This is a genomic window from Martinezella tropici (genome assembly GCF_003287875.1).
Classification (GTDB): domain Bacteria; phylum Pseudomonadota; class Alphaproteobacteria; order Rhizobiales; family Rhizobiaceae; genus Rhizobium; species Rhizobium tropici_C.
In genome coordinates, this window is the sequence record NZ_QMKK01000054.1 from 70,366 (window position 1) to 96,539 (window position 26,174).

General features: G+C 60.7%; 28 protein-coding genes. 21 read left to right on the forward strand and 7 right to left on the reverse strand.

Going from position 1 to position 26,174, the window contains the following annotated elements:
- The 7 genes from DQ393_RS25650 (at position 1) to DQ393_RS25680 (ending at position 6,805) form a co-directional block, all read left to right on the forward strand.
- Positions 1-1,098 carry an ABC transporter ATP-binding protein gene (locus tag DQ393_RS25650; protein ID WP_112344518.1) on the forward strand — a complete coding sequence of 366 codons (1,098 nt, stop codon included), beginning with the start codon at positions 1-3 and terminating at the stop codon, positions 1,096-1,098.
- A gap of 48 nt (positions 1,099-1,146) precedes the next feature.
- Positions 1,147-2,319: an ABC transporter substrate-binding protein gene (locus DQ393_RS25655; RefSeq protein ID WP_112344519.1), complete on the forward strand. Its 1,173-nt coding sequence runs from the start codon at positions 1,147-1,149 to the stop codon at positions 2,317-2,319.
- A 92-nt stretch (positions 2,320-2,411) separates the two neighbouring features.
- Entirely contained in the window at positions 2,412-3,266 is an 855-nt protein-coding gene (locus DQ393_RS25660; RefSeq protein ID WP_112344520.1) for an ABC transporter permease, read from the forward strand.
- Entirely contained in the window at positions 3,263-4,063 is an 801-nt protein-coding gene (locus DQ393_RS25665) for an ABC transporter permease (protein ID WP_112344521.1), read from the forward strand. The genes DQ393_RS25660 and DQ393_RS25665 overlap by 4 nt, the downstream gene beginning before the upstream one ends.
- Positions 4,064-4,157: 94 nt before the next feature.
- Complete coding sequence (locus DQ393_RS25670; RefSeq protein ID WP_245430456.1) at positions 4,158-4,346, forward strand: hypothetical protein; 189 nt, start codon at positions 4,158-4,160, stop codon at positions 4,344-4,346.
- Between the two features lie 303 nt (positions 4,347-4,649).
- Positions 4,650-5,072: a TadE/TadG family type IV pilus assembly protein gene (locus tag DQ393_RS25675; RefSeq protein WP_112344523.1), complete on the forward strand. Its 423-nt coding sequence runs from the start codon at positions 4,650-4,652 to the stop codon at positions 5,070-5,072.
- Positions 5,072-6,805, forward strand: coding sequence for a pilus assembly protein TadG-related protein (locus tag DQ393_RS25680; RefSeq protein ID WP_112344524.1), 1,734 nt, complete (start codon positions 5,072-5,074; stop codon positions 6,803-6,805). The genes DQ393_RS25675 and DQ393_RS25680 overlap by 1 nt, the downstream gene beginning before the upstream one ends.
- A 49-nt stretch (positions 6,806-6,854) precedes the next feature.
- Here the strand turns inward: DQ393_RS25680 and DQ393_RS25685 are convergent, their stop codons facing one another.
- Genes DQ393_RS25685 through DQ393_RS25695 form a run of 3 tightly spaced genes read right to left on the reverse strand, consistent with a single transcriptional unit; the run spans position 6,855 to position 11,352 of the window.
- Complete coding sequence (locus tag DQ393_RS25685; RefSeq protein WP_112344525.1) at positions 6,855-8,045, reverse strand: aromatic amino acid transaminase; 1,191 nt, start codon at positions 8,043-8,045, stop codon at positions 6,855-6,857.
- 16 nt (positions 8,046-8,061) lie between these two features.
- Positions 8,062-9,270 (reverse strand): dihydrolipoamide acetyltransferase family protein, encoded by a 1,209-nt coding sequence (locus DQ393_RS25690; protein WP_112344526.1) that lies wholly within the window; start codon positions 9,268-9,270, stop codon positions 8,062-8,064.
- Positions 9,271-9,273: 3 nt separating this feature from the next.
- Entirely contained in the window at positions 9,274-11,352 is a 2,079-nt protein-coding gene (locus DQ393_RS25695) for a transketolase C-terminal domain-containing protein (protein WP_112344527.1), read from the reverse strand.
- Between the two features lie 119 nt (positions 11,353-11,471).
- On the opposite strand from DQ393_RS25695, the gene DQ393_RS25700 reads away from it, so the two are divergent.
- The 11 genes from DQ393_RS25700 to DQ393_RS25750 all read left to right on the forward strand — a co-directional run bounded on the left by DQ393_RS25700 (position 11,472) and on the right by DQ393_RS25750 (position 20,951).
- On the forward strand, positions 11,472-11,951 hold the full coding sequence (locus DQ393_RS25700) for an Lrp/AsnC family transcriptional regulator (RefSeq protein ID WP_112344528.1): 480 nt from the start codon (positions 11,472-11,474) through the stop codon (positions 11,949-11,951).
- An 86-nt stretch (positions 11,952-12,037) separates the two neighbouring features.
- Complete coding sequence (paaX, locus tag DQ393_RS25705; protein ID WP_112344529.1) at positions 12,038-12,928, forward strand: phenylacetic acid degradation operon negative regulatory protein PaaX; 891 nt, start codon at positions 12,038-12,040, stop codon at positions 12,926-12,928.
- 298 nt (positions 12,929-13,226) lie between these two features.
- Positions 13,227-14,231, forward strand: a complete 1,005-nt coding sequence (gene paaA / locus DQ393_RS25710; protein WP_112344530.1) for a 1,2-phenylacetyl-CoA epoxidase subunit PaaA — start codon at positions 13,227-13,229, stop codon at positions 14,229-14,231.
- 29 nt (positions 14,232-14,260) lie between these two features.
- The gene (gene paaB / locus DQ393_RS25715; protein ID WP_069061017.1) at positions 14,261-14,545 is read left to right on the forward strand and encodes a 1,2-phenylacetyl-CoA epoxidase subunit PaaB; all 285 of its coding nucleotides are present in this window, start codon (positions 14,261-14,263) and stop codon (positions 14,543-14,545) included.
- Positions 14,545-15,327, forward strand: coding sequence for a 1,2-phenylacetyl-CoA epoxidase subunit PaaC (gene paaC, locus DQ393_RS25720; RefSeq protein ID WP_112344531.1), 783 nt, complete (start codon positions 14,545-14,547; stop codon positions 15,325-15,327). The genes paaB and paaC overlap by 1 nt, the downstream gene beginning before the upstream one ends.
- A 9-nt stretch (positions 15,328-15,336) precedes the next feature.
- Positions 15,337-15,861, forward strand: a complete 525-nt coding sequence (paaD, locus tag DQ393_RS25725; protein WP_112344532.1) for a 1,2-phenylacetyl-CoA epoxidase subunit PaaD — start codon at positions 15,337-15,339, stop codon at positions 15,859-15,861.
- A 25-nt stretch (positions 15,862-15,886) separates the two neighbouring features.
- Complete coding sequence (gene paaE, locus DQ393_RS25730; protein ID WP_112344533.1) at positions 15,887-16,963, forward strand: 1,2-phenylacetyl-CoA epoxidase subunit PaaE; 1,077 nt, start codon at positions 15,887-15,889, stop codon at positions 16,961-16,963.
- Positions 16,964-16,987: 24 nt separating this feature from the next.
- Positions 16,988-17,743, forward strand: coding sequence for a Phenylacetic acid catabolic protein (locus DQ393_RS25735; protein ID WP_112344534.1), 756 nt, complete (start codon positions 16,988-16,990; stop codon positions 17,741-17,743).
- Positions 17,744-17,755: 12 nt separating this feature from the next.
- A complete protein-coding gene (gene paaZ / locus DQ393_RS25740; RefSeq protein ID WP_112344535.1) occupies positions 17,756-19,813 on the forward strand; it encodes a phenylacetic acid degradation bifunctional protein PaaZ in 2,058 nt (685 codons plus the stop codon).
- Positions 19,814-19,817: 4 nt separating this feature from the next.
- Complete coding sequence (locus DQ393_RS25745; RefSeq protein WP_112344536.1) at positions 19,818-20,336, forward strand: acyl-CoA thioesterase; 519 nt, start codon at positions 19,818-19,820, stop codon at positions 20,334-20,336.
- Complete coding sequence (locus tag DQ393_RS25750; protein ID WP_112344537.1) at positions 20,337-20,951, forward strand: transferase hexapeptide repeat family protein; 615 nt, start codon at positions 20,337-20,339, stop codon at positions 20,949-20,951.
- A gap of 9 nt (positions 20,952-20,960) precedes the next feature.
- On the opposite strand, the gene DQ393_RS25755 is transcribed toward DQ393_RS25750, so the two are convergent.
- The 4 genes from DQ393_RS25755 to paaG form a co-directional block, all read right to left on the reverse strand.
- Positions 20,961-21,557 (reverse strand): TetR/AcrR family transcriptional regulator, encoded by a 597-nt coding sequence (locus tag DQ393_RS25755; RefSeq protein WP_112344538.1) that lies wholly within the window; start codon positions 21,555-21,557, stop codon positions 20,961-20,963.
- Between the two features lie 104 nt (positions 21,558-21,661).
- The gene (paaK, locus tag DQ393_RS25760; protein WP_112344539.1) at positions 21,662-22,972 is read right to left on the reverse strand and encodes a phenylacetate--CoA ligase PaaK; all 1,311 of its coding nucleotides are present in this window, start codon (positions 22,970-22,972) and stop codon (positions 21,662-21,664) included.
- Positions 22,973-23,014: 42 nt separating this feature from the next.
- Positions 23,015-23,458 (reverse strand): hydroxyphenylacetyl-CoA thioesterase PaaI, encoded by a 444-nt coding sequence (paaI, locus tag DQ393_RS25765; RefSeq protein ID WP_112344540.1) that lies wholly within the window; start codon positions 23,456-23,458, stop codon positions 23,015-23,017.
- Positions 23,455-24,243, reverse strand: coding sequence for a 2-(1,2-epoxy-1,2-dihydrophenyl)acetyl-CoA isomerase PaaG (gene paaG / locus DQ393_RS25770; protein WP_112344541.1), 789 nt, complete (start codon positions 24,241-24,243; stop codon positions 23,455-23,457). Before paaG ends, paaI begins: the two co-directional genes overlap by 4 nt.
- Positions 24,244-24,514: 271 nt before the next feature.
- Between paaG and DQ393_RS25775 the strand changes: the two genes are divergently transcribed.
- The 3 genes from DQ393_RS25775 (at position 24,515) to DQ393_RS25785 (ending at position 26,169) form a co-directional block, all read left to right on the forward strand.
- Complete coding sequence (locus tag DQ393_RS25775) at positions 24,515-25,045, forward strand: dihydrofolate reductase family protein (protein ID WP_112344542.1); 531 nt, start codon at positions 24,515-24,517, stop codon at positions 25,043-25,045.
- Between the two features lie 255 nt (positions 25,046-25,300).
- A complete protein-coding gene (locus tag DQ393_RS25780) occupies positions 25,301-25,744 on the forward strand; it encodes a hypothetical protein (protein WP_112344543.1) in 444 nt (147 codons plus the stop codon).
- Positions 25,741-26,169, forward strand: coding sequence for a hypothetical protein (locus DQ393_RS25785; RefSeq protein ID WP_112344544.1), 429 nt, complete (start codon positions 25,741-25,743; stop codon positions 26,167-26,169). The genes DQ393_RS25780 and DQ393_RS25785 overlap by 4 nt, the downstream gene beginning before the upstream one ends.
- The last annotated feature ends 5 nt before the right edge of the window (positions 26,170-26,174 follow it).

The following is a 26,174-nucleotide window of genomic DNA, read 5'->3' on the forward strand; positions in this document are numbered from 1 at the left end:
ATGGCGATTGCGATCGGTCTCGACCATATCGTCAGGAGTTTCGGGCCGATGCGGGCCGTCGACGACGTGACGCTCGATATCAGGGCAGGGGAGTTCTTTACGCTGCTCGGCTCGTCCGGTTGCGGCAAGAGCTCGCTTTTGAAGCTGATCGGCGGTTTCGACAGGCCGACGTCGGGCCGCGTTCTTTTCGATGGGAAAGATATGGCCGGCGTTCCGGCCAATCGCCGCCCGGTCAATACCGTGTTTCAGTCGCTCGGGCTCTTCCCGCATATGAATGTCGCGCAGAATGTCGGTTATGGGCTGAAGTTGCGTGGACTTGCCGGTGCCGGGCTGAAGGCCAAGGTCGAGAATGCCTTGGATCTCGTCGAACTTTCCGGCTTTGCCGATCGCGACGTCAATCTGCTTTCGGGCGGCCAGCGCCAGCGCGTGGCGCTCGCCCGCGCGCTCGTCATGGAGCCGGGCATCCTCCTCCTCGACGAACCGCTGACCGGACTTGACGAGCGGTTGCGCCAGCAGATGCGCGACGAATTCGGGCGGCTGCACAAGCGTACCGGCGCGACGTTCATTCTCGTTACCCACAATCAGGACGAGGCGCTCAGCCTTTCCGATCGCATGGCGGTCATGCACAAGGGACGCATCGAGCAGACCGATGTGCCGTCCCGCTTTTTCGAGGCGCCGGCCAATGCTTTCGTTGCGCGCTTTGTCGGTATCGATACGCTTCTGAAGCCCGAAAATATTACGGTTTCCGGCGAAAAGGCCGTTGCCACGATTGCCGGCCAACGGCTGAGCGCAAGTTTTTCCGGAGCGCCGCCGCCGTCTGATGCTCTGGTTGCAATCCGTCCAGACCGAATTGAGCTTGTCCCGGCTGCCGCGATAGCGGCCGAAACAATTGAACTTAAGGTTGTCGAAAGTATCTATCGCGGACTCAGCCATGACGTTACGCTCGCTTTCGCCGACAGCCAGCGCGTGGTGCTAACGACCAGCGCGGATGAGACACCGCCCTTGCCGGGCGAAAGCGTGCGTGTGCATCTGAAGCCGGGTGCTGCGCTCTTGATTGATCGTTCCGGAATACCGGCCCTGGCTTCAGGCGATGAGTAGGACCCGAATGGCTGAAACAAGCGAAAAATAAGGGAAGGGAATGACACGATGAACAAAGATAGAGATCTTGCCTCCTCCGCCTTGAGGAGCAACATGCAGCGCCGTGACATGCTCAAACTGATGGGTGCGGGTGCGGCCGCGCTTTCCTTTGGTGGGTTGACCGCGACGCGGGCCATGGCCGATGACGCGACGGTTGCATTCTGGGCCACGGCGACGCTCGACATCGGCGACAAATGGCAGGAATTTGCGCGCCAGAGCGGCGTTTCGCCCGAATTCACCGATAACGGCAATGATGTCGGCCCGGTCGTCGCGCGCCTTGCCGCCGGCAATGCCAATGATCTTTTCGATGTCGGCGGCTTTCAGGGCGGCGCTGAAAGGGAGCTCGCCAAGCAAGGGCTGATTACGCCCTGGGACGTGTCCAAGATCCCGAATTTCGCAGGCATCTGGCAATGGGCCAAAGACATACCGACCTTGACCTATGAAGGCAAGCAATATGGTATCCCGACCGTCGTCAACGCCGACTCCATCATCTACCGCCCCGACAAGCTCGGGAAGGTCGACAGCTATGGCGTCATCTTCGATCCCAAGCTCAAAGGCCGGGTCGCGATGGAGGACGCCTGGATCAACAGCGCCATCTTCACGGCGATCTATCTCAAGGAAGCAGAAAACAAGCCAATCAAGGATCCGGGCAATCTGACGGAATCCGAGCTCGGCCTCGTGATGGAATTCCTGATCAAGCACAAGAAGGACGGGCAATTCCGGACCTTCTGGAATGGCTGGGAGCAGGGCGTGCAGCTGGTGGCGAACGAAGAGGTCGACGCCATGACCGGCTGGGAACCGATTGTCTATGAAGGCCGCAAGCGCGGGCTTCAGGTGGAATATGCCGCACCCGCCGAAGGCTATGAAGGCTGGGGCAACAATACGGTGTTGCTCAAGGGTGCCACGGAGCGTGGCAAGGCCGAGGCGGCCCATAAATTCGTCGATGCATTGCTTGCCGGCCTCTATGGCTGCGAACTGGGCAAGGCGCGCGGCTATCTCGTGCCGACCGACAACAACCTCGCCTATGCCAAGGCCCATCCCGACGAATACAAGGCCGACGACGTCGCCAAGCTCGCCGACCATGTGAAGGCCAAGTTCTCCGGGAAAGTCTACTGGCAGAATTGCCGGCCGGACAACTTCCAACTCTACGAAGAGTGGTGGCAGAGGCTGCGCAACGCCTGATGTAAGGCGATGGAGCGGGGCTGGCCCTTCTGTTCGAGGACAGGCCGGCCCCGAGCCGATGGGATCAACACCGAGAGAAGGAGGGTTAGACCATGAAGACACCGGTTCTATTGCTGGCCGCTCCGCTTGCGGCGATCCTCGTGCTCGGCCTTGCACCGCTGGTCCTGGTCGTGGTCTGGAGCTTCTGTGCCTGGGATTCCGCGACTTACTGGATCAAGCCGGAGTTCAGCCTCGCCGCCTACGGCGCGGTCCTGGAGGCCGGGCGCTGGAGCGTGTTTCTGTCGACCCTCGGCAAAGCATTTCTGACATCGGCTATCTGCCTCATCATCGCCTATCCCACCGCCTATGCGATGTATTTCCTGGCCGGGCGCAGGCTGTCGGTTCTGCTCGCAGCCCTCCTTACCATCCCGTTTTTCACGTCCTATCTCATCCGCTCCTTTTCCTGGCGGCTGCTGCTTGGTCGTACCGGCGTCATCAACACGCTACTTCAGCACGCCGGGATTATCGACGCGCCGCTCGACTGGCTGCTGTTCAGCGACTTTGCCGTCATCGTCGGGCTGGTCGCCTCCTATCTGCCGTTCGCAACCTTCCCCATCCTGCTCTCCATGCGCCGCGTCGATCCTATCGCGCTGGCGGCATCGCGCGATCTCGGCGCCGGCTTCTGGACGATGGCACGCACCGTACTGTTGCCGCTGACCTATTCCGGTGTTTTTGCCGGGTTCCTGTTCGTCTTCGTCATGGTCGCGGGCTCGTCGACGGAGGTGCAGATGCTCGGCGGCGCCGGCGCATCGATCGTATCGGTGATGATCAATGACGTCATGCGTGTCGCCAATTTTCCGCTCGCCTTTGCGATTTCGACGCTGATGCTCGTGATCGTCTTCGGACTGGTGCTGATCGGAGACGCCATATTCGGCCTCTCCTCGCTGTTCGAGGAGCGCGGCCAATGATCGTCAGGGAGGGTACGACACCGCGCATCGTCATCTGGACGCTGACCATCATCGGTCTCGCCGTGATCTATGCGCCGCCGCTCTATTTGCTCGGCGTCTCCTTCAATCCGGCGCTTCAGCCCGGCCTGCCGCATTTTTCCGATGTTACGCTGAAATGGTATGTCGCGCTCGGGGCGGAAAGCGCGCTTGTCGCCGCGCTCGGCCAGTCGATCATGATAGCGCTGGCGACGGCTGTTATCACGACCTTGCTGTCGCTCGGTGCGGCGCTCGCATATCGCGAGCTGCACCGCGGCCGCGGACTGTGGTTCCTGGCGGTGCTTCTGCCGATGTTCGTGCCGGGCGTCATCCAGGGACTGGCGCTATCGACCGTTATCAGCCGTGCCGGCGTGAAGGCTTCGGCCTTGACCGTCATTGCCGGCCATCTGCTGTGGGCGATGCCTTTTGCCTTCATCGTCATCCTGACAAGCTTTGCCGCCGTCAAGCGCACCTACCTGATGGCGGCAGACGATCTTGGTGCAAGCCGGCTCCGGCAGTTCCTGGATATTACGCTGCCGTTGATCCGCCCGGGTCTCGTCAGCGCCTTCATCTTTTCGCTCCTGCTGTCGCTCAACGAGTTTACGCGCGCCTTCTATCTGGCCGGTCGCCAAAACACGTTGCCGGTGGTGCTGTTCGGCAAGATGAATGCCGGCGCTTCGCCGACGATTTACGCCATGTCCGGCGCAATCTTTCTAATCTCCAGCGTTTGCGTGGTGGTCGTGGCACTGCGTTCGCTGCTCATGCAACGCCGAGCGGGTTGATCGATATGAAAAAACAACCGACGGACCACACACTCCGCCACCCCCTGATCCTCCATGAACGGGAATATAGAGGATGAAACAAGAGTCCAAGCTGATGGCGCTGATCCGCGCTGGAAAAAGACAGGAAGCGTTTGACATGGTCGAGCGGCTGAAAGCGGTCACGCAATCGCTGCCGACGTCGATCAAGGTGGATCGAACCGGTGCGGTGACCTATTACAAAGGAAACCGCCGTTTCGTAAGAAACTTGCAGGGCGGCTGGGAATTGGCGCCGAAGAAAAAGTAGATCGACGACATACGAGTTCTGGCGTCGTCCTCGCGACCCGATCAGGGTCGGAGAAATGACAGCTGTCCGTGATCGCAGTTGCGGCGGATGCCGTGATCGTAGCTTGCGAAAATGCGATATGACGATGGCTAATCGCGCAGCGATGATCAAGAAAGTAATGAGAGCTTTATCAAGTATCTAATATAATTAAGATGTAATAATATTAGAAAGTATCTTATTTAGAAATATAAAATTAACACCCAAAGCCTAATGTCTCCTCGACCGTCATCGCATAGATGGCGGCCGATTGAAGGAGACAGGAGCATGTATCGTGTTTCTCATTTCGGCAGGGACAAGAAGGGAGCTGCAGCGGTCGAATTCGCTTTAATCGCGCCGCTTTTTTTCCTATTGCTTCTCACATTGGTTGCCTTCGGCATCTATCTCGCCGCGGCCCATTCCCTACAGCAGCTGACCGCCGATGCCGCGCGAACCGCGATCGCGGGATTGTCGGCCACGGAGCGAAGCCAGCTGGTCCAGGATTTCGTCTCCCGCTCGACGATTAACGACGCCTTCATCAACAAGGACAAGCTGACGGTCACCGTCGCGACAGACCCGGCCAATGCCAACCAGTTCACCGTGAGCGCCGCCTACGACGCATCCAATCTTCCGATCTGGAATCTCTATACTTTCGCCATGCCGGATTCGACCATCCGCCGTTATTCGACCATTCGGCTGGGAGGTCTCTGATGAAGAGGCTTCTCGGTCGGCTCGCCTCCTTGACGGACAGGCGGGGAAACGTCGCGGTGACCACTGCGCTTGCCTCCCCCTTGATCCTTTACTGCCTTGGCCTCGGCATCGATTACGGCATGATGACGCTGCAGCAGCGGCGCCTGCAGCAATTGAGCGACATTGGCGCAATCACGGCTGCCGCCGATATCGCAAATGCGCAGAGCGCGCTCCTGGCCAATCTTCAAAGCAACGGCACGACGGCCGCAGTGGCATCGGGCAGCAGCTACATGACCGCAAACGGGCAGATCACGACGGCGGCGGCCACGTCGGGTCAATATGAAACCTTGGGCAATATGGTTCTAGGGTCCTATAAGGCAGACACATCCGTGGCGCCTCAAAACCGCTTCACGCCGGGGACTTCCCTCTCCGATTCCGTAAGGGTCACGCTGACGCAGAAGGCGGTGATGCCTTTTGCCTCCGCCTTTGCCGACCCGCCGACCTTGAGCGCCACGGGTACCGCTTCCAGCGAGCGTTTGGCAGCTTTTTCTATCGGCTCCCGGTTGGCGAGCCTCAATGGCGGCATTCTAAACCAGCTTCTGGGCTCTCTTCTTGGGACGCAGGTCTCTCTCAATCTCGTCGACTATCAGGCGCTCATCAGCGCGAAGGTAAACCTTTTAAGCTTCCTCAATCTGTTGGCGACGGATCTCAAGCTGACAGGGGTAAGCTACGATCAGCTCCTGGCGACCGATGTCACCTATGACAAGATTCTTGGCGCGCTTGGCAAATCGTCCAATCTTTCCCCGGCAGTCGTCACCATCATCAACAATCTGGGCAAGACGCTGGGAACCACGAAGCTCACCGTCAAGCTGCAGGATATCGTGAACCTCGGTCCTCTCGGTACGGATGTCGTGGGAACCGCGCCCAACCTGACTTCCACGATCAGCGTTATGGACCTGATCTCCGCAACCGCGATGGCCGCCAATCAGCAAAGGCAGATCGCGCTCGATCTTGGGGCTAACGTGCCGGGTCTTGCAGCGACGAAGATGACGCTGGCGATCGGGGAGATCGCACAACAAGCACCGGCGGCCGCCGTGGGCGCGCCGGGCACTATCGTTCGCACGCCGCAAGTGCGCGCGGCAATCGAAGTTTCGGTCACCGGCCTGTCCCTGATTGCAGGCTTGAAGATCAGGGTGCCGCTTTATGTTGAGATCGCGCCTGCCGAGGCCAAGCTTGCCTCGATAAGCTGTGTCGGCGGCAGCATGCCGAACGCCGTCGTCGGGATCGACGCCGTACCCGGCGTGGCGGAGATTGCGCTTGGGGACGTCGATACTTCGGCTTTCGTGAATTTCGGCTCCAAGCCACGCGTTACTCCAGCAGCCATCATCGATTCCCTGCTTCTGAAGGTGATCGCAAGCGCGCAGGTCGATATCGCCAATATGAGCCCGACACGCGTGACCTTTCAGCCCTCGGAAATTTCTGCCGGCACAGTCAAGACCGTTTCAACCAGCACTATCCTGACCTCGGCCGTCCAGTCACTTCTGAAAAATGCCAATATCAGCATTCAGGTGCTCATTCTGACCCTTGGCACGCCGAGCGCGGTGCTGGGAGCCGTCGCCGATACGCTGTCTGCCGTCACCGCTCCGGTCGACCAGCTCCTCTACAATCTGCTTGGCGTCCTTGGCGTCGGTGTCGGCCAGGCCGACATAAAGGTGACCGATGCGCGCTGCATGCAGCCCGTACTCGTTCAGTGAGGCTTGAGCATCGCGGTCGATCACCGGCAAGGACCGCTCAGGCTCATCTTCAAACCAGGTAGGGGCCGATGCATTCGGCCACGGACGCGACGTCCTCGACCCGCATGCCCGCAACATTGATCCTTCCGGAGTCCGGCATGTAGATGCCGTGTTCGGCCCGGAGCTTCAGGACGTTTTCGGAAGAGATCGGCAGCAGGGAGAACATGCCCTCCTGGGTGCTCATATGGGCGAGTTCCGGAAGAAATCGACCAAAGGCTTCTCCGGCCGCACGGCGGATTTCCGTTATGCGGAGGCGCATGTCGTTCAGTTCATCCACCCAGAGCTGACGGCGGAACGGCTCCTGGAGGATTGCCGCAACGATGGCTGCTCCGTGCGCGGGCGGCATGGAGTAGCTTGCGCGCGCGTAACCCGCGAGATTACCAATGCCCTTGTTCAACGACGCCTGCTGATCCGCAAACAGATAGACAGCGCCGGTGCGCTCTCGATAGAGCGAGAAAGACTTGGAGCAGGAGACAGCGACCATGGCTTCGCCGACCGCTTCGATGACATCAATCATGCCGGCCGCATCTTCGACCCGGCCGCGCCCGAGGCCCTGATAGGCGTTGTCGAAGAGAGGGAGCAATTCCTTGGCAGCGACGACGTCGGCAATATCTCGCCAATTCTGCGATGAGAGAGCTGCGCCCGTGGGATTGTGGCAGCTCGTTTGCAGCAGCACCGCGTCACCGGGCGCGGCGTTCCGTAGGGCCGTCAGCATGTCGTCGATCAGAACGGCCTGCTTGCCGATATCGAAGAAACGATAGGTTCCGACCTGAAGGCCGACCGCGGCAAAGATCGGCTGGTGATTGACCCATGTCGGTGTGCCGATCCAGATCTTCCGTCGCTTGTCGAGGGCAAGCAGTTCCGCAGCCAGGCGCAGAGCGCCTGTGCCGCCAGGGGTCTGAATTCCGGCGAGCCGCCTGCCGCCGTGGCGCTCGCCGAAAACCTCGAGAGCCATCGCCCGCAGGAAGGCGGGATCTCCCTCCGGGCCGATATAGGATTTGGATTTTTGCGTTTCCCAGAGATGATGCTCGGCCGCCTTGACGGCTCTCATGACAGGGGTGCGGCCCGCTTCATCGCGATAGACGCCGACGCCAAGATCGATCTTTCCGGCTCTCGGATCGGCGGCGAACTTGGCGATCAATTCCAGCAGGGGATCGGGCTTCTGCTCCGCCAGACTATCGAAAAACGCCGTTTTCTTCATGGGCACCTCCCTCCACTTATTGAGGCCAATTCTGCAGAACCCGCACGAATTCCGTCAGCCATGCATTCGTCTGGTGGCCGTCCAGGGAGCGGTGGTCGATCGTCAGGGAGACATAGGCCATTGGGCGGATCTGGATCGTATCGACCCCATCGACCTCCCGAACGACGACACGCTTTTCCAGCTTGCCTATGCCGAGTATCGCCGATTGCGGTTGGTTGATGATAATGGGGGAGGCCACCAGCGAGCCGGAGACGCCGTGATTGGAGATCGTGAAGGTTCCGCCCTTCAGCTCGTCGGCTTTAAGCGTATTGGATCGTGCCCTGTTCGTCAGATCCTGAAGGCGGGCGGCAATGGTCTCCAGCGGAAGATCCTGCGCCTGCCGGAGCACCGGTGCGACCAGGCCTTTGTCGCCCAATGCGATGCCGACCGCAATGTTGACGTCCTCGAATATTTCAAGACTATCGTCGTGCCACTGGCTGTTGACCTCCGGTACGATCTTCATGGCGGCGACGGACGCCGCCACGAAATAGGCGGTGTAGGAGAGGTTGATGCCCTCCGCCCTCATACGGTCCTTGTGGCTTTCGCGATGGCGCATGATCGCCGTGAAATCCGCCTCGAAGACCGCAGTGACCTGAGGTGCGGTCGCAAGGGATTCGGCCATGTGCCTTGCGATCGCAAGCCGCATGGCTGAATGGGGTACGGTCCGGGATTTGACGTCAATCGGATTTGCCGAGAAAGGCTGCTCGGTCGTGGCCTGCTGCGATACCGGAACGGCTGGATGGGATTTGCTGGCTTCCAGCGCATGATCCATATCGGCGCGCGTGACCCGCCCGCCCTTGCCACTGCCTTTCAGCGAAGCGGGATCGATCGCGTATTCCTTGGCGGCGCTACGAACGGCAGGTGAATAATAGCTGGAGGCGGTCACCGTCGAGGCGTGATGCATTGGCGGCGGAGCGGCGGTCGCTTCTGTTGCAATGCCGATCGCTTCGACGCTCATTCGTCCCAGGATCGCCCCGGGTGCGGCGTCATCGCCATCCGTCATGGAGATTTCGCTCAGGATACCATCGCAGGGCGCCGATATCTCCTGCGTTACCTTGTCGGTTTCCAATTCGACGAGGGCGTCGCCTTCGCGGACATGATCGCCAATTTGCTTCAGCCAATTGCGGACGACTGCCTTCGTGCCTTCCTGTTCGATCGGGGCCGTGATCTCGACAGTGTTCGTCATTCCCTAGAACTCCAGGATCTCGGTGATGCGCTTGGTAATCCGTTCCGTCGAGGGCACGGCCCATTCCAGCAGGACGGGATTATGCGGGCTCGGAATATCGGGCATGGTGAGCCGGGAGACCGGCGCATCGAGATCCGTGAAGGCCTTGTCTGCAATGACCGCAGCAATCTCGGCACCGAAGCCCGCGGCTTCGAGATCTTCGTGGACGATGAGGCAGCGATGCGTCTTGGCGACCGATGTGAGTACGGCCTCCTGATCCCAGGGCATCAGCGTGCGAAGATCGATGATATCGGCCGAGATGCCCTCGGCAGCCTCCTCGCAACGGTGAACCATGGCGCCCCAGGTGACGATGGTGATGTCGTTGCCGGTCCGTGTCCGTTTCGCCTTGCCGAAGGGCAGCGCGAAATCGTCGCCGGGATAGGGGCGGCGTGCCCACGGGTGATCGAGCATGGCCCTGTGTTCGAAGAAGATGACCGGGTCGTTGCCGCGCATCGAGGTGCGCAGCAGGCCGACCGCATCTTCGGCGTTCGAGGGAACAGCAACCTTCCAGCCTGGTTGATGGACAAAGGCAACTTCGTTGGTCTGGCTGTGCCAGGGATCGCCGCACTTGAAGAAGCCGCCGGGCATGCGCACCACGATGGGGGCGGCGAAGCGGTTATTGGTGCGCCAGCGGATCGTGCCGCAGTCGTTGAGCTGTTCGGTGGCCGGTTCGGCATATTTCCGGAACTGGATTTCGGGGATGGGTACGAGGCCGGCCAGCGCCATGCCCACGGCACGGCCGATGATCCCCTCCTCGGATAGGGAGGTATCGAAAACCCGTTCGTTGCCGAATTTTTCCTGCATTCCAAGGGTGACGGCGTGAACCCCGCCCTTGGGGCCGATATCCTCGCCGAACATGAGGACGCGCTCATTGATCGACATTTCATGTTCGAGCGTTCTACGGATGGCGGTGACCATGTTGATGCGCGGGCCGGCGGTCTCGGGCTTATCCGTTGTCGCCGGAGGCACATATCCCGATGGATGCTGCCCACCCATCGTCTGCATGTCGCCATCGAAGAATACATGGCGTGTCACGGAGGAGGGATCGGCGACCGGCCGCTCCTCGGCGGCTGCGCGCGCTCTTTCGGCCCTATCGTGAGCCTCGATCTCGCAGGCGTTCCATTCCTCGATCGACATGACGGCCGGAATGAGGAATTCCTTCAGGCGCGGCAGTGGATCGCGTTCCCATTCGCGCCGAACGGTTTCCTCGCTCTTGTAGGCCTGCGTATCCTGAAAACTGTGGCCCTCAAGCCGAGGGACCGTCAGCCGCAAAAGGGCAGGCTTACGCTCTTCGCGGACGAAGAAGACGGCCTCCTGTACGAGACGTGCAGCCTCGACGGGGTCGCAGCCGTCGCCATCGAATATTGCGAGATGTCTCCAACTTGCCAGATTGGCTGCGATATTTCCGCCTGGGGTCTGCACGGTTGAAGGGACCGAGATGCCGAAGCCATTGTCTTCGATGTAGAACAGCATCGGCAATGCTTGCGTCGTTGCGGCGCTCAGTGCGGCCCAGAAACCGTTCGAGGCGACCGAGCCGTCGCCCCCGAGGACGACGCCGATATCCCGCGCATATTCTTCGCGCCCCAAAGTGGTCGCGTAGTATTTCATCGCCTGCGCCCAGCCGGCCGTCGGCGTATATTGGGCGCCGACACCGCCGCACATGGGCAGCGCCGATGCGCCAGAGAGGTTCGGATAGTTGAAGACGACACCAATGTCGCGCCCGTCGGAATAACCGCCGGCGCGTCCCATGGCCGAACCGAGCGCATCGGCCGGGTCGACCCCGAGCGAAAGCAGAAGCGGCCGCGATCGGTAATAGCCGCAGGTGGCATCGTGCAGGCCGGTCAGTTGCGTGCCGAGAAGGATCTGCGCCACATCGTGGCCGCGTGCGGAAAATTGATAAAGGACCTTCTTTTCCGGAACGAGACGCTTCTCTTCCAGCTCATCGAGGGCTCTTGAAAGGTGGACGAGGCGGGCAACCCTGCGCCAGTCAATGCGGTCGTCGGGCGCGTTGCGCTCATGCTTTCTTATCGCCAGTTGGGCCATTTGCTCCTCCTGCACATGGTCGCATGATTCTAATTCAAAGTGGCCGCGTTATTCCTTTCAATCTCATAGGAATTACCCTAGTATTTGGTTGTTTTATTTCAGAATTGGCGGATTTTTGAATGGAAAATTTCAATCTTGATCACGTCGACAGGGCGATCCTTCGCGTGCTGCAGGAAGAGGGCGACATCAGCCAGGCGGCACTGGCCGAAAAAGTGGGCGCATCGCCTGCCTCCTGCTGGCGAAGGATCAAGGCGCTGGAGAGCGCTGGCGTGCTCGGCAGAACGGTCCGCCTTGTCGATCCCGACAAGATCGGCAAGGGCCTTAATGTCTTCTGCCAGGTCAAGATGAAGACCCACGATCCAGCAACCCGCCGCGATTTCGAACAGTTCATCGCGAGCTATCGCGAAGTGCTCGAATGCTATTCCATGTCGGGCGAATGGGATTATCTCATCCGTGCCGTCGTTGCCGATGTGCGGGAATATGAAGGGCTTTTGATGCGCGGTATCCTGACCCATGAAGCCGTGCTGAGCTCGTCATCGCACTTCTCGCTGAAATGCGTCAAATACACCACGGCGTTGCCGACGAATGTGTCACGATAAAGCCTTCTGTCCGTACTCGCCTTGAACAGTGCAAGCGTCTCACGCTAATAAACCCTGATAATTTCAGATGCGGAGCAGGGTTGGGAGTGTCGGCTGATAACATCAAACTCGGCCATGATTTGAGCGAAGCGGTCGCGGCGCTTCTCGCCGATCTGCCCATCAAGGCGGCGAGCTTCATCGTCACGATCTATGGCGATGTCATCGAGCCGCGGGGCGGTGTCGTGTGGATCGGCAATCTCATCGAGACATGCAGGAGCGTCGGCATTACCGAAACGCTGGTGCGCACTGCCGTGTCGCGACTGGTGACCGCCGGCCAGCTTGCCGGAGAGCGGGAAGGGCGCCGTAGCTACTATCGGCTGACGGACGCGGCCCAGGCGGAATTCGCCGAGGCCGCCAGTCTTTTCTATGGGCCGGAGCCTGCCGTCCGATGGCAATTCGTCCTTATCAATGGACCCGCTCCGGAGGAGATCATGCAGGGACTGGAGCGGGACGGCTTCGCTAGGCTGAGCCCCCGTCTTGCGATGGGTACGCATCCCGCGCCACCGCTGCCGGGTCGCGTCGTTGTCTTCAACGCTGAGCTTGCGACCGAGAACGGCGCCTTGAAGGAGCTCGCGGAAGAGGCCTGGAACCTGCGGCACTTTGCGGAAGCTTACAGCGAATTCACTGCCCGCTTCGGCACATTTTCGCGAGGAGTCGGCGATTGTGTGGCCCTGTCACCGTTCGATTGTCTGATCGCGCGATTGCTTCTCGTCCATCAATATCGCCTAATCATGTTGCGCGAGCCGCATCTTCCCAAGTCCGCCCTGCCGGCCGATTGGCCCGGCGAGGAGGCTCGGCGCCTATTTGCCGAACTTTATTTGCGTCTGTCAAAAAAGGCGGACGCCTATGTCGGTCGCCGTTTCGTGAACGAGTCGGGCAAGCTTCAAGAAACAACGCCGGTAAGCCAGGCTCGGCTCGATCACCTCAAGTCCCGCTGAAAGATCAATCCACTCAGTCACATAGCGTGTGAGTTCTCTTCGCAGCACGCTTTCACGGCATTGAATGTCACAGAAATATCCAAAAATTCATTTGTGCTGTGACATATGGCATGCTAATACAATGACCGATCGGTCGGCTAATGCGCTCGCTGTCGGATCGATGTTTCGTGGAGGAGAGCGTGAAACAGGCCTATACTGGTGAAGCCATGAAGCGTCAGCTTGGCTCAGATCCTCAAGGCGTCCGCAGGCCTGCGATCACTCTTTAGCGCGCCGGACGTGCCAGGACGGAGGAAGATCAATGTATGCACAGATGGTGAAAACCGATGGCGCCCGCATCCGTTCCCTTGACGAGATGGATCCCCAGGAACGCGCCTTTCAGGAGCGTGTCGATGCCGGCCAGAAGATCGAGCCAAAGGAATGGATGCCGGAAGGCTACCGCAAGACGCTGATCCGCCAGATCAGCCAGCACGCGCATTCGGAAATCGTCGGCCAGCTTCCGGAGGGCAACTGGATTACCCGTGCTCCGACGCTGGAACGCAAGGCGATCCTGCTTGCCAAGGTGCAGGACGAAGCCGGCCACGGCCTCTATCTCTACTGCGCTGCCGAGACGCTCGGCATCAGCCGCGACGAGATGTATGAGCAGCTGCACTCCGGCAGGGCCAAATATTCCTCGATCTTCAACTATCCGACTCTGACCTGGGCCGATATCGGCGCGATCGGCTGGCTCGTCGATGGCGCGGCCATCATGAACCAGGTTCCGCTGCAGCGCTGTTCCTACGGTCCCTATTCGCGGGCCATGATCCGGATCTGCAAGGAGGAAAGCTTTCATCAGCGCCAGGGCTTCGACATCCTGATGAAAATGGTGAAGGGCACGCCGGCGCAGAAGGCCATGGTGCAGGATGCGCTGAACCGCTGGTGGTGGCCGTCGCTGATGATGTTCGGCCCTTCGGACGATGCCTCCGTGCATTCGGCCCAGTCGATGGCCTGGAAGATCAAGCAGAATTCCAATGACGAGCTGCGGCAGAAATTCGTCGACCAGACTGTGCCGCAGGCGGAGTACCTCGGCCTAACCGTCCCCGATCCCGATCTGAAGTGGAACGAGGAAAAGGGCGGCTACGATTTCGGCGAGCCGGACTGGGAAGAATTCTTCAACGTGATCGCCGGCAACGGCCCCTGCAATGCGGAGCGGCTGAATGCCCGCAAGCAGGCTTGGGAGGATGGCGCCTGGTTCCGCGATGGTCTGACGGCGCATGCCGAAAAGGTGGCCGAACGCCTCGCTGCCGCAAAGGTTGCCGCCGAATAGGCGTGCAGGATGACAAGGGAGTGAGAAGCATGTCCAGCGAATGGCCGCTTTGGGAGGTCTTCATCCGAGGTCAGCACGGCCTCAACCATCGCCATGTCGGCAGCTTGCACGCGCCCGATGCAGAGATGGCGATCAACAACGCACGCGATGTCTATACGCGCCGCAACGAGGGCGTCAGCATCTGGGTGGTGCGGTCTTCCGAGATCACCGCCAGCGCGCCTTCGGAAAAGGGTCCGCTCTTCGATCCCTCCAATTCGAAGGTCTATCGTCACCCGACCTTCTTCGACATCCCCGATGAAGTGGGGCACATGTGATGGCGACCGCTACCCTTGAGCCGGCGGTCGATCAGGCCGCCCTCGTCGAATTCCTCCTGCGTATCGGCGATGTCACGCTGATCTTAGGCCACCGCGTTTCCGAATGGTGCGGCCGAGGACCGGCGCTGGAGGAGGATATCGCGCTCGCCAACACGGCGCTCGATCTCATCGGCCAGACGCAGCTCTGGCTCGCTCTGGCGGGCGAGGTGGAAGGCAAGGGCCGTTCGGCCGACGATCTCGCCTATCTGCGCGATGGCTACGAGTTTCGCAATATCCTGCTCGTCGAACGCCCCAATGGCGATTTCGGCAAGACGCTGATGCGGCAATTTCTCTTCGACGCCTGGCACTATCTGCTGCTGAAAGCGTTGAAAGGCTCGGCCGACCGGCGCATTGCTGAAATCGCCGAGAAGGCCTTCAAGGAAGTCTCCTATCACCTCGATCGTAGCCGCGACCTGATCATCCGCCTTGGCGACGGCACGGCCGAAAGCCATCGCCGCATGCAGGAAGCCTTGGACGAACTCTGGCCCTTCACCGGTGAAATGTTCGTTGGCGATGCTTCCGATGCGGCACTGGCACAGGCCGGGGTGATCCCGGAACCGCAAAGCCTCAAACCCGGTTGGGACGAGATCGTTTCCGATGCGCTTGCCGAGGCGACGCTTGAGCGCCCTGCAGATGGCTACATGCACAAGGGCGGCCGGCGCGGCGTTCACACCGAGCATCTCGGCTATCTCCTGGCCGAGATGCAATTCCTGCAGCGCGCCTATCCGGGCGCGACCTGGTAGGAGGCTGATATGGCGACCGCGCTGCATCCTTCGGTCGACGAGGTCTGGCACTGGCTGTCGGAAGTACCGGACCCCGAGATACCGGTGATCTCGCTGACCGATCTCGGCATCATCCGCCATGTCGACTGGCGAGACGATACGCTTGTCGTCACGGTGACACCGACCTATTCGGGCTGTCCCGCCACCACGGTAATCAATCTCGATATCGAGCGGGCATTGGCTGAAAAGGGAATCGACCGGATACGCCTCGAGCGCCGGCTGTCGCCGGCCTGGACGACGGATTGGATCAGCGCCGAGGGACGCGAGAAGCTGCGCGCCTACGGCATTGCCCCACCGGTCGACGGTACGGCGGCCGATGGCATCTTGATGAAGCGCATCGATCGGCTTTCCGGGCGCTCCAATCTCACGATTGCCTGCCCGCGCTGCGGATCGACGAACACGGAAAAGATCAGCCAGTTCGGTTCGACGCCCTGCAAGGCGAGCTATCGCTGCACGGACTGTCTGGAACCGTTCGATTACTTCAAGTGCATTTGACCCCAAGAGGACGAGGCCCGCATCCATGCCACGTTTCCATCCGCTTATCGTCACCGATGTTCGCCGCGAGACGCGCGATGCGGTCGTCGTCACGCTTGCGCCAGCCGAGGAGGATCGGGCCATCTTCGATTTCACGCAGGGCCAATATCTCACCTTCCGTCGCAAGTTCGACGATGAGGAGCTGCGCCGCTCCTATTCGATCTGTGCCGGTAAGGACGAGGGCGTGCTGAAGGTCGGCGTCAAGCGCGTGGACGGCGGCTGCTTCTCCACATGGATCAATGAGAACCTGAAAGCCGGCGACACGTTGGAAGCCATGCCGCCGATGGGCGCTTTCTTCACAGCCATCGAACCCGATGTCGCAAGACACTATCTAGGCTTTGCCGGCGGCAGCGGCATCACGCCGATCCTTTCGATCATCAAGACCGTGCTCGCGCGCGAGCCCCGCTCGGTCTTCACACTCATCTATGCCAACCGGCAGATCAGCTCGATCATGTTCCGCGAAGAGCTCGACGACCTGAAGAACCTTTATCTCGGTCGCCTGTCGGTGCTGCATATTCTTGAAAGCGAGGCGCAGGAGATCGACCTTTTCGCCGGCCGGATAGACGCGGAGAAGTGCAAAGCGCTCTTCAAGAGCTGGATCGACATCAAGTCGGTCGCGACAGCCTTCATCTGCGGTCCGGAGCCGATGATGCTGGCGATCGCCGCGGCGCTGCGCGAGCACGGCATGCGCGACGACCAGATCAAGTTCGAGCTTTTCGCCTCCGCGCAGCCGGGCAAGGCCCGCCTGAAGGTGGAGAGCGCAGCTGCCGCTGATCATGAAAAGAGCTGCGAGGCAACCGTCACGCTCGACGGTGCGACGCGCATCTTCAAGTTTCCCAAGCATGGCCAATGCCTGCTCGATGCCGCGCTCGAAAACGCGATGGACGTGCCCTACGCCTGCAAGGCCGGCGTTTGCTCCACCTGTCGCGCCAAGGTTCTGCAGGGCGAGGTCGAGATGGAGGTCAACCACGCACTCGAGGATTACGAGGTGCGCCAGGGCTATGTGCTGACCTGCCAGTGCTACCCGCTCACCGACCGTATCGTCGTCAGTTACGACCAATAGGATCGCATCGAAGGGAGGAATGTGATGTCCGAGACGATGCCGATCGAGCAATATCTGCAGGAGGGTGGGATGCTCTCCTCGCCGGACAATGTGCCTCCGCGCTATCGCGGCGAACTCCTGCGTCTGATGGCGAGCTTCGTCGATAGCGAGCTGGCCGGTTCCGCCGGCTTTGCCGATATCATCAACGATGCCCCAGGCATTCAGGAGCGCATTTCTGCGGCACGCATTGTGCTGGAAAAGACCGATCATGCCGGCCAGGTCCTGAAGATCATGGAGACTTTCGGCGTCGATGGCGAGCGCTATGCGGTCCACCATCCATGGGCGGCACGGCTCGCTCGCGATGCCGATATCGGCGCTGTCAGGCAGGGTGGTGACATGCGGCTCTCCGTGTTCCACTACCCGCTTGAAGGCTGGGTGGATGCGGTCGTCATGAACGTTCTGATGGGTGCTGCCAGCGTCGTACAGTTGAAGGAGCTGGTGCGTGTTTCCTACCAGCCGCTGGCCGAAACCTTCCGTGCCATCCTGCCGCGCGAAAGGCGGCATGCCGAACTCGGCACCGCCGGTCTTGGCCGCATCGTCGCCGATGATGAGGGTCGGGCCAAGGCGCGGGCTTCGGTCGCCTACTGGTACCCCCGCGTTGCCGCAAGCTTTGGCCATGCCGGCTCGGCCCGCTTCGAGACATTGTCGCGTTTCGGCCTGCGCCATCAGCCCAACGAGACCCTGCTTGCCGAATGGCGTGCCGATGTCGACGCGCAGCTGTCTGCGCTTGGATTGAACTGAGAGGATAGTGAGATGAACATCATGGCAAATCAGCCGCGCCGGCTTGAAAGCTATGTCGGGGGCACATGGGTCGCCGGCACGAAGGAAGGCGTGCCGCTGCTCGACGCATCGACCGGTACTCCCGTCGCGTCAATCGATTCCTCCGGCATCGATTTCAAGCAGATCTTGGCCTATGGCCGCGACAAGGGCGGACCGGCGCTCAGGCGCATGTCCTTCCATGAGCGCGCCGCGATGCTGAAGGCGCTTGGGCAGGCCCTGCTTGAGAGGAAGGAAGAGTTCTACGCGCTTTCGACGGCGACGGGTGCCACGCGTGCGGATAGCTGGATCGATATCGAAGGCGGCATCGGCACCCTGCTGTCCTATGCCTCCAAAGGCCGGCGCGAGCTGCCGAATGCGCGCGTACTGCTCGATGGCGATGTGGAGCAGCTCTCCAAAGACCAGAGCTTTTCAGCCCAGCATATCCTAAGCCCGCTGCAGGGCGTCGCGATTCACATCAATGCCTACAATTTCCCCTGCTGGGGTATGCTGGAAAAACTCGCGCCGACCTTGCTTGCCGGCGTTCCCGCCATCGTGAAGCCGGCAAGCCAGACGGCCTATCTGACCGAACTCATGGTTCGCCGCATCATCGAAACCGGCCTGCTGCCGGAGGGGGCACTGCAGCTCGTCTGCGGCTCGGTCGGCGATCTCCTCGATCATGTCGAAGGCCAGGATGTGGTGACCTTTACCGGTTCCGCCGCGACCGGCCAGCGCCTGAAGACGCACAAGGCGATCATCGCGAATTCCGTGCGTTTCACCATGGAGGCAGACAGCCTCAATGCGGCCGTCCTCGGCCTCGATGCCGGCCCAGGCACCGAGGAGTTCGATCTCTTCGTCAAGGAAGTCGCACGCGAGATGACGGTCAAGGCCGGTCAGAAGTGCACGGCCATCCGCCGCGTCATTGCGCCCCGGACTTACAGTGAAGCCCTCATTGTTGCTTTGAACGATCGTCTCGGTAAGACAGCCATCGGCAATCCGGCCGATGAGACGGTTCGTATGGGACCGCTCGCGAGCCTCGGTCAGCGCGAGGAAGTCCGCGCTCGCATTCGGGATCTCGCCAGCGATGCCGAGATTGTTGGCGGCGATCCCGATAATCCGAATGTCATGTTTGGCGATGCAAAGGCCGGCGCCTTCCTCAATCCGGTTCTGCTTTATTGTGACAAGCCGGGCTCGGCGCGTGCCATTCACGATGTCGAGGCCTTTGGTCCCGTCAGCACCGTCATGCCCTACGATACGGCGGAAGAGGCCGTCGATCTGGCGCGGCGCGGCAAGGGCAGCCTCGTCGCCTCCGTCTTCACCAACGATCCGCATTTCGCCGAGGAAGTGGTTCTAGGCCTTGCACCATTCCACGGTCGCGTGATGATCGGCAATCGCTTGAGCGCCAAGAGCTCCACCGGTCATGGTTCACCGTTGCCGGGCCTCGTTCACGGCGGTCCCGGGCGTGCCGGCGGTGGCGAGGAGCTCGGCGGCATCCGCGGCGTCAAGCATTACATGCAGCGGACCGCCGTGCAGGGCACGCCGACAATGCTTTCGGCCGTCATCGGGCGATGGGTTCCCGGCGCCGAGGTGCGTTCGGGCAGCGAGCATCCGTTCCGCAAATCACTTGACGAGCTGAAGATCGGCGATCAGCTCGTCACCACCACGCGCACGGTGACGCTTGACGATATCGAGCACTTCGCCCGTTTCACCGGCGACACGTTCTATGCTCATATGGACGAGGAGGCGGCCAAGGCCAATCCGTTCTTCGAGGGGCGTGTGGCGCATGGCTATCTTATCGTCTCTTTCGCGGCAGGCCTTTTCGTCGATCCGGCTCCAGGTCCGGTTCTTGCAAATTATGGGGTCGACAATCTCCGCTTCCTGACACCGGTCAATCCGGGTGATACGCTCCAGGTGCAGTTGACCTGCAAGGAAATCAATCCCCGCATCAATGCCGAGCATGGCGAGGTGCGCTGGGATTGCAAGGTAATCAACCAGCTGGATGCCGTCGTCGCGCAATATGACGTTCTGACGATGGTGGCGAAAACGAGAGAGTGAGCGCATGACGACGACCGAGCAAGACCCGCATCGCCTGGAAATGACCGTACTGATGACGCCCGATATGGCGAATTTCAGCGGCAAAGTGCATGGCGGCGCCCTTCTGAACCTGCTCGATCGCGTCGCCTTCTCCTGTGCATCGCGCTATTCCAAGCAATATGCCGTGACGCTGTCGGTCGATCAGGTGCTGTTCAAGGAGCCGATCAATGTCGGCGAGCTCGTCACCTTCCGCGCCTCGATCAACGATACAGGCCGTACTTCCATGGAAGTCGGCATAAGGGTGGAAGCGGAGAATATTCGTTCCGGCCAGCGCCGCCACACCAACTCCTGTTATTTCACCATGGTTGCCGTCGACGAGGCCGGTCGTCCGGTTCGAGTACCCGAGCTGGTGCCGGTGACATCAGTCGATATCAGGCGACACAAGGCTGCCCAGCTCCGCCGCACCTTGCGCCGCGAGTTCGCGCAACGGATGGAAGCGGTGGCCGAAACCGGCCGCGATGTGGAAGGTTTGGGAGCCGACTGAATGGCGCAGATCTATTCCTATGACGGCGTGATCCCGGTCATTGATCCCTTAGCCTTCGTGCATCCGGCCGCAACCGTCATCGGCGATGTCATCATCGGCCCGGCCTGTTATGTCGGGCCGGGCGCCGTGCTGCGGGGTGATTTCGGACGCATCGTGCTCGGGCGAGGCTCGAACGTGCAGGAGACCTGCGTCATCCATAGCTTCCCGAATCTGGAAGTTGTGATTGGCGAGGCGGGGCATATCGGCCACGGTGCGGTGCTGCATGGCTGCCGCATTGGCGCCAACGCCATGGTCGGCATGAATGCCGTTATCATGGACGAAGCCGTCATCGGCGAAAACGCCATCGTCGCCGCCATGGCCTTCGTCAAGGCCGGCGCGGAAATTCAGGCAAACAGCCTGGCGGTCGGCTCACCGGCGCGTATCGTCCGCGAGCTGACTGCGGAAGAGATCGCGTGGAAGCGCCAGGGCACCGCCATCTACCAGCGCCTGGCGCTGGAGGCAAAAGAGAAGCTTGCGGCCGTCGAGCCGCTGACTGCACCGGAACCGGATCGCCGCCGCATCCGCGCGCCGGAATATGATCCGCTTATTCTTGAGCGGATGAAGCTCGGCGACTGAGGCACGATATCAACGAACGGCCTTGACCCCTTCCAGGATGAGGGTAGCGGCAATCTCGGCATATTCGTCGCGGCTGATCGGACCATTCGGCCGGAACCACATATAGACCCAGTTCATCATGCCAAAGAGCGACATGGTGACCGGCATCAGCAACGGCCTGTTCTTGTTGAGGTCCGGGTTGAGGTCCTCGATGACGCTGGAAAAGCGCTTGACGATGCGTCTTTCGATCGTCCGCAATTCCGCCAGCTGTTCCTGCGATAGAGCATGCGTGCCGTTGAGCTGCACCTTGTGCTCGTTGTCGGCGCCCTCATAGTTCTTCAGCACGGCTTTCACCAGCAGGCGCAGCCGCTCCTGTGGCGTCACGTCTATCCGGTCCGCTGCGTCGATCGCGCCTTCCAGCTCCGTCAGATGCGTTCGCACGATGTCGAAGATCAGCGCGTCCTTGCCGGGATAGTAGTGGTAGAGCAGGGCTTTCGAGACATTACCGTGCGAAGCGATCATCGACATGGAGGCCTTCTCCATGCCTACCTCGGCGAAAACAGCCGCGGCACTTGCCAGGATGCCGCGCTGCTTTTCCTCGAAATCAACTGCGCGCGTGCGTGCCATGTGATCCTGCTCTGCTCATTTCCGGTTGATCTTAACCAAACCTCTCGGCCGATCCTCGCTATATACAATCAATTGCTTGTTACGCTATCCGACCAGCATTCCCATCATTCTTTCGGACGGTTGTCCACGATGCGTTTGGCCTTGCCCTCCGAGCGCGCGACTCCGCCCGGCGTATGCACGGTGACCTTCGTCGAGACACCGACCACGCTCTTGATGTGGTGGGCAAGCTCTCCTGCCGAAACGCTTCGCGCGGCTTCGTCCGCTGCCTCCAGCGTGCATTCGACATGAACGGTCATGTCGTCCATGCGGCCGGAGCGTGTCAGTTCGATCTGGAAGTGCGGTGCAAGCCCGCGGCATTTGAGGATCTGCTCTTCGATCTGGGTCGGAAAGACGTTGACGCCGCGCAGGATCATCATGTCGTCGGAGCGGCCGGTTACCTTTTCCATGCGGCGCATGGACCGGGCGGCGCCAGGCAGCAGCCGCGTCAGGTCGCGCGTGCGATAGCGGATGATCGGCAGCCCTTCCTTGGTCAGTGTGGTGAGGACCAGCTCGCCGATCTCGCCGTCTGGCAATGCCGCGCCGGTGACCGGATCGATGATCTCTGGATAGAAATGATCTTCCCAGATGTGCAGCCCATCCTTGCTCTCGACGCATTCATTGGCAACACCCGGACCCATGACCTCCGAGAGGCCGTAAATGTCGACGGCGTGCATGTCGAAGGCATGCTCGATTTCCTCGCGCATGGCATTGGTCCACGGCTCGGCCCCGAAGATGCCGACGGCGAGCGAACTCTCTCTGGGGTCCAGGCCCTGGCGGCGGAATTCGTCGAGGATCGAGAGCATGTAGGAGGGCGTCACCATGATGACACGCGGCTTGAAATCCTGTATCAGCGCGACCTGCCGTTCCGTCATGCCGCCCGACACCGGGACCACGGTGCAGCCAAGTTTCTCCGCGCCGTAATGCGCGCCGAGGCCGCCGGTGAACAGGCCATAGCCGTAGGCGATATGCACCAGATCGCCCGCCCGTCCACCGGAGGCGCGGATCGAGCGGGCAACGAGGCTCGCCCAGGTGTCGACGTCCCTGGCAGTGTAGCCGACGACCGTCGGCTTGCCCGTCGTACCGGAGGACGCGTGGATACGGGCAAGCCTTTCGCGCGGCACGGCGAACATGCCGAAAGGATAGGTGTCGCGAAGATCCTTTTTGGTCGTGAAAGGAAATTTGGTGATATCAGACAAAGTCTTGAGATCGGAGGGATGCACGCCCAGCTCGTCGAAACGCTTGTTATAGAAGGGCGAGTTCTCATAGGCATGGGTGAGCGTCCATTTCGTGCGCTCGAGCTGCAGCGCGGAAATCTCGTCGCGGGAGGCGGTTTCGATTGCTTCAAGCTCACCTGCACGCGGCGAAAGGTTTTCCATCGATATCTCCTCCAAAAAGCCGGCGCTGCCGGCGCGCGGAACCTATTCCGGCAAAAGTGCGCCCTTGACCGTTCGCGAGTGGCCACGGAATTCCGCAATCTGCTCGCCCTTCTGATTGGTAATCGCGATATCGTAGATGCCGCCTCGTCCGCGCCGCGACACCTCCCGCGCCGCCGCCATCAGCCGGTCGCCCCTGAATGCCGGCGCGATGTAGGTCACGGAACAATGCTGAGCGACGGTGCGCTGATTGTAGGTGTTGCAGGCGAATGCGAAGGCGGAGTCGGCCAAAGTGAAGATGTAGCCGCCATGGCAGGTGCTATGGCCGTTCGTCATTGCCTCGGTGATCGTCATCGAAAGGCTCGCTTCGCCGGGGGCTACAGCAAGCAGTTCCATGCCGAGATGACGGCTGGCGTTGTCTTCGTCCCACATGGATCTTGCACAGGCTTCCGCCAGCGCCTGCGGCGAAAGGCTCTCTACCGTGCTCATTTTCCCCTGAACTCCGGCTTGCGCTTTTCGAGGAAGGCGCTGACGCCTTCGGCATAGTCGGCGCTGCGGCCTGCTTCGCGCTGAAGGTCGCGCTCAAGGTCGAGCTGCTGGTCCAGCGAATTCGTCGCTGCCGCCTGAATGGCGCGCTTCGTCAGGCCGAGGCCCTTGGTCGGACCGGCAGCGAGCCTGGTGGCAAGCGCCGTTGCCTCATCCATCAGCTTGTCATCGTCCACCACTCCCCAGATCAGGCCCCAGCCGGCGGCGGTTTCGGCATCGAGGGGTTCGGCCGTCAGCGCCAGTGCCTTGGCGCGTGCCTCGCCGATAAGCCGAGGCAAGTTCCAGGTGCCGCCGGAATCCGGCACCAGGCCGATCTTCGCAAAGGCCTGGATGAAGCGGGCCGAGCGGGCGGCAAGAGTGATGTCGCAGGCAAAGGCGATATTGGCACCGGCGCCGGCCGCTACCCCATTGACGGCGCAGACAACCGGCTTTTCCAGGCTGCGGATGAGGCGCAGCAGCGGATTGTAGAAGGTCTCGATCGTATGGCCGAGATCGGGTGTGCCCTTGCGCGGGTCGCGATCGCTGAGATCCTGGCCGGCGGAGAAGCCGCGGCCGGCTCCCGTCAGGAGAACCGCACGCACCTCCGCATCCTTGTGTGCACGCTCGAAACCGGCGCGCAGCGCCAGATGCATTTCCTCGTTGAAGGAATTGAGTTTGTCGGGTCGATTGAGCGTGAGGCTCAAAACGCCATCGGCCAGTGCCGACAGTACGGTGTCGGAATCGGGCATGTTTCCTCCCCATCGCCTTTCCCATGGCGACCGACAAGAACTCTTGCATAAACCGACCGGTCAGTCAATTATGAAGGTGGCGATTGGAGGAGACCAACAGTCACGCCCTGCACGAAAGAGCGATCGCTAGTGTCGGCATCGACAATCGGCTGGTCCCTCCGCATCTTCCTGATCTCGTCGACGAAGCGGGGGTCAGATTGTAACGAACTCCATTTCAGCCTAGTATCGGCTTGTGCCTTTTTGATGACTCTTGGGGGGGAGATCCTGCGGCATGGCGAAGCTTGTGTTCGCTTTGAACCAGTCCCTGGACGGCTATGTCGACCACATGAAATTTGCGCCCGACCGGGTGCTCTTTCGTCATTTCATCGACGACGTGCGCGGTCTCGCCGGCAGCGTTTATGGTCGCCGCATGTACGAGGTCATGCGCTATTGGGACGAAGATCATTCCGAGTGGGATGAGGAGCGACGTGACTATGCGGCGGCGTGGCGAAGCCAGCCGAAATGGGTCGTGTCGCGCTCGCTGAAGTCCGTCGGACCGAACGCCACTCTTGTCGCGGATGATTTCGAGGCGACGATACGCGGACTGAAGGCGCGACTGGATGGAGACATTGAGGTTTCCGGGCCTGAGCTGGCTCGCAGTCTGACCGACCTCGGTCTTGTGGACGAATATCGGCTATATCTTCATCCCGTCGTGCTGGGTCGCGGCAAGCCATTCTTCGCCGGCCCGCGGCCGCCGCTCCGCCTGGTGGCAAGCGATCGCATTGGCGAAGACGTGATCAGGTTGACATACGTTCCCGTATAGCTGCACGGCATAATAGCCCTTGGTTGCCGTGATCGTTCGCGGCTGCATGACCGGACGCGCAGGGGAAGTGTCCTACGAAGTGGGCAATCGTCCAGTATTGCTCTTTACAAATGACCGACGGTCAGTCATAATGTTTACTCCTATCGGAATCCAAAGAGGGTCGAATGATTGTCCTTGTTCATGGGTTGGAAGCGCCGGCGCGGACCGGCGCGGACCGGCGCCTGTCCTTTCTCATTCGCTTAGGAGAGACCCGTCATGATCCGTCACGATCTTAGCCAATGGCCGCTTGTGCTGTCGGCTGCCCGTGGTTCGATATCGCCCGAAGAACAGCTTGCTTTCCTCTCCGACTGGACGTCGTGGCTGGACCGTGGCGAACCCTTTTCGACCCTGCGCGTCCTGACGGATCTCGGCGCAACCAAGCACCCCGAAGGCGGTGCAACGGAAGCAAGGACCTGGTTTCAATCCAACGGCGGGCGGATCAAGCGGCTCGTGATTGGCATGGCGACCGTCGTGCCGATCGCTGCCGTGAAGGAGATGAGCTGGATGAACGCCGAAAGGCTGTATGACGTCCCCGCGCAGATCTTCGATGAGGTCAATGAAGCGACGATGTGGCTCGCCTCGGTCTCTGCGGCGCGCGGAAAGCCGGTGCACATGGGGCATGTGCTGCGGAGCCTGACCGATTTGTGTAGGCCGTCATGATGGTATTCGAAACGCTGCTCCCTGATTGCGACGAGACGCATTGGCCGCTGGCGATCCTGGTCGCGGAAGCAAGGCTGGACGCCGATGGGGTTAGATCGGGCCTCGACACAGTCGAGCGCTGGCTGGCGCAGGAAAAGCCGTTTGCGCTTCTGTTGATCTCGGCATACGAGCAGCCGCTCGTGAGCGATGCTGCCATACTGGCTATGGTGGCGCAGCGGATCGGGATTGCCCGCGAAGCCCTCCATCGGTTTCTTCTCGGCATTGCCGTCGTCGTTCCGGCGGCGACGGCTGACGGCGTGCGGCAAAGTCTTGCTCGTCTTCCGCTTCATATGCCGCTAGAAATCTTCAACAAGGCTCCGCCTGCTGTGGAATGGCTATGCCGTTCCATTCTCGCGCCGGCGGGCCTTGCCATTGATAGCCTGTAGATGAG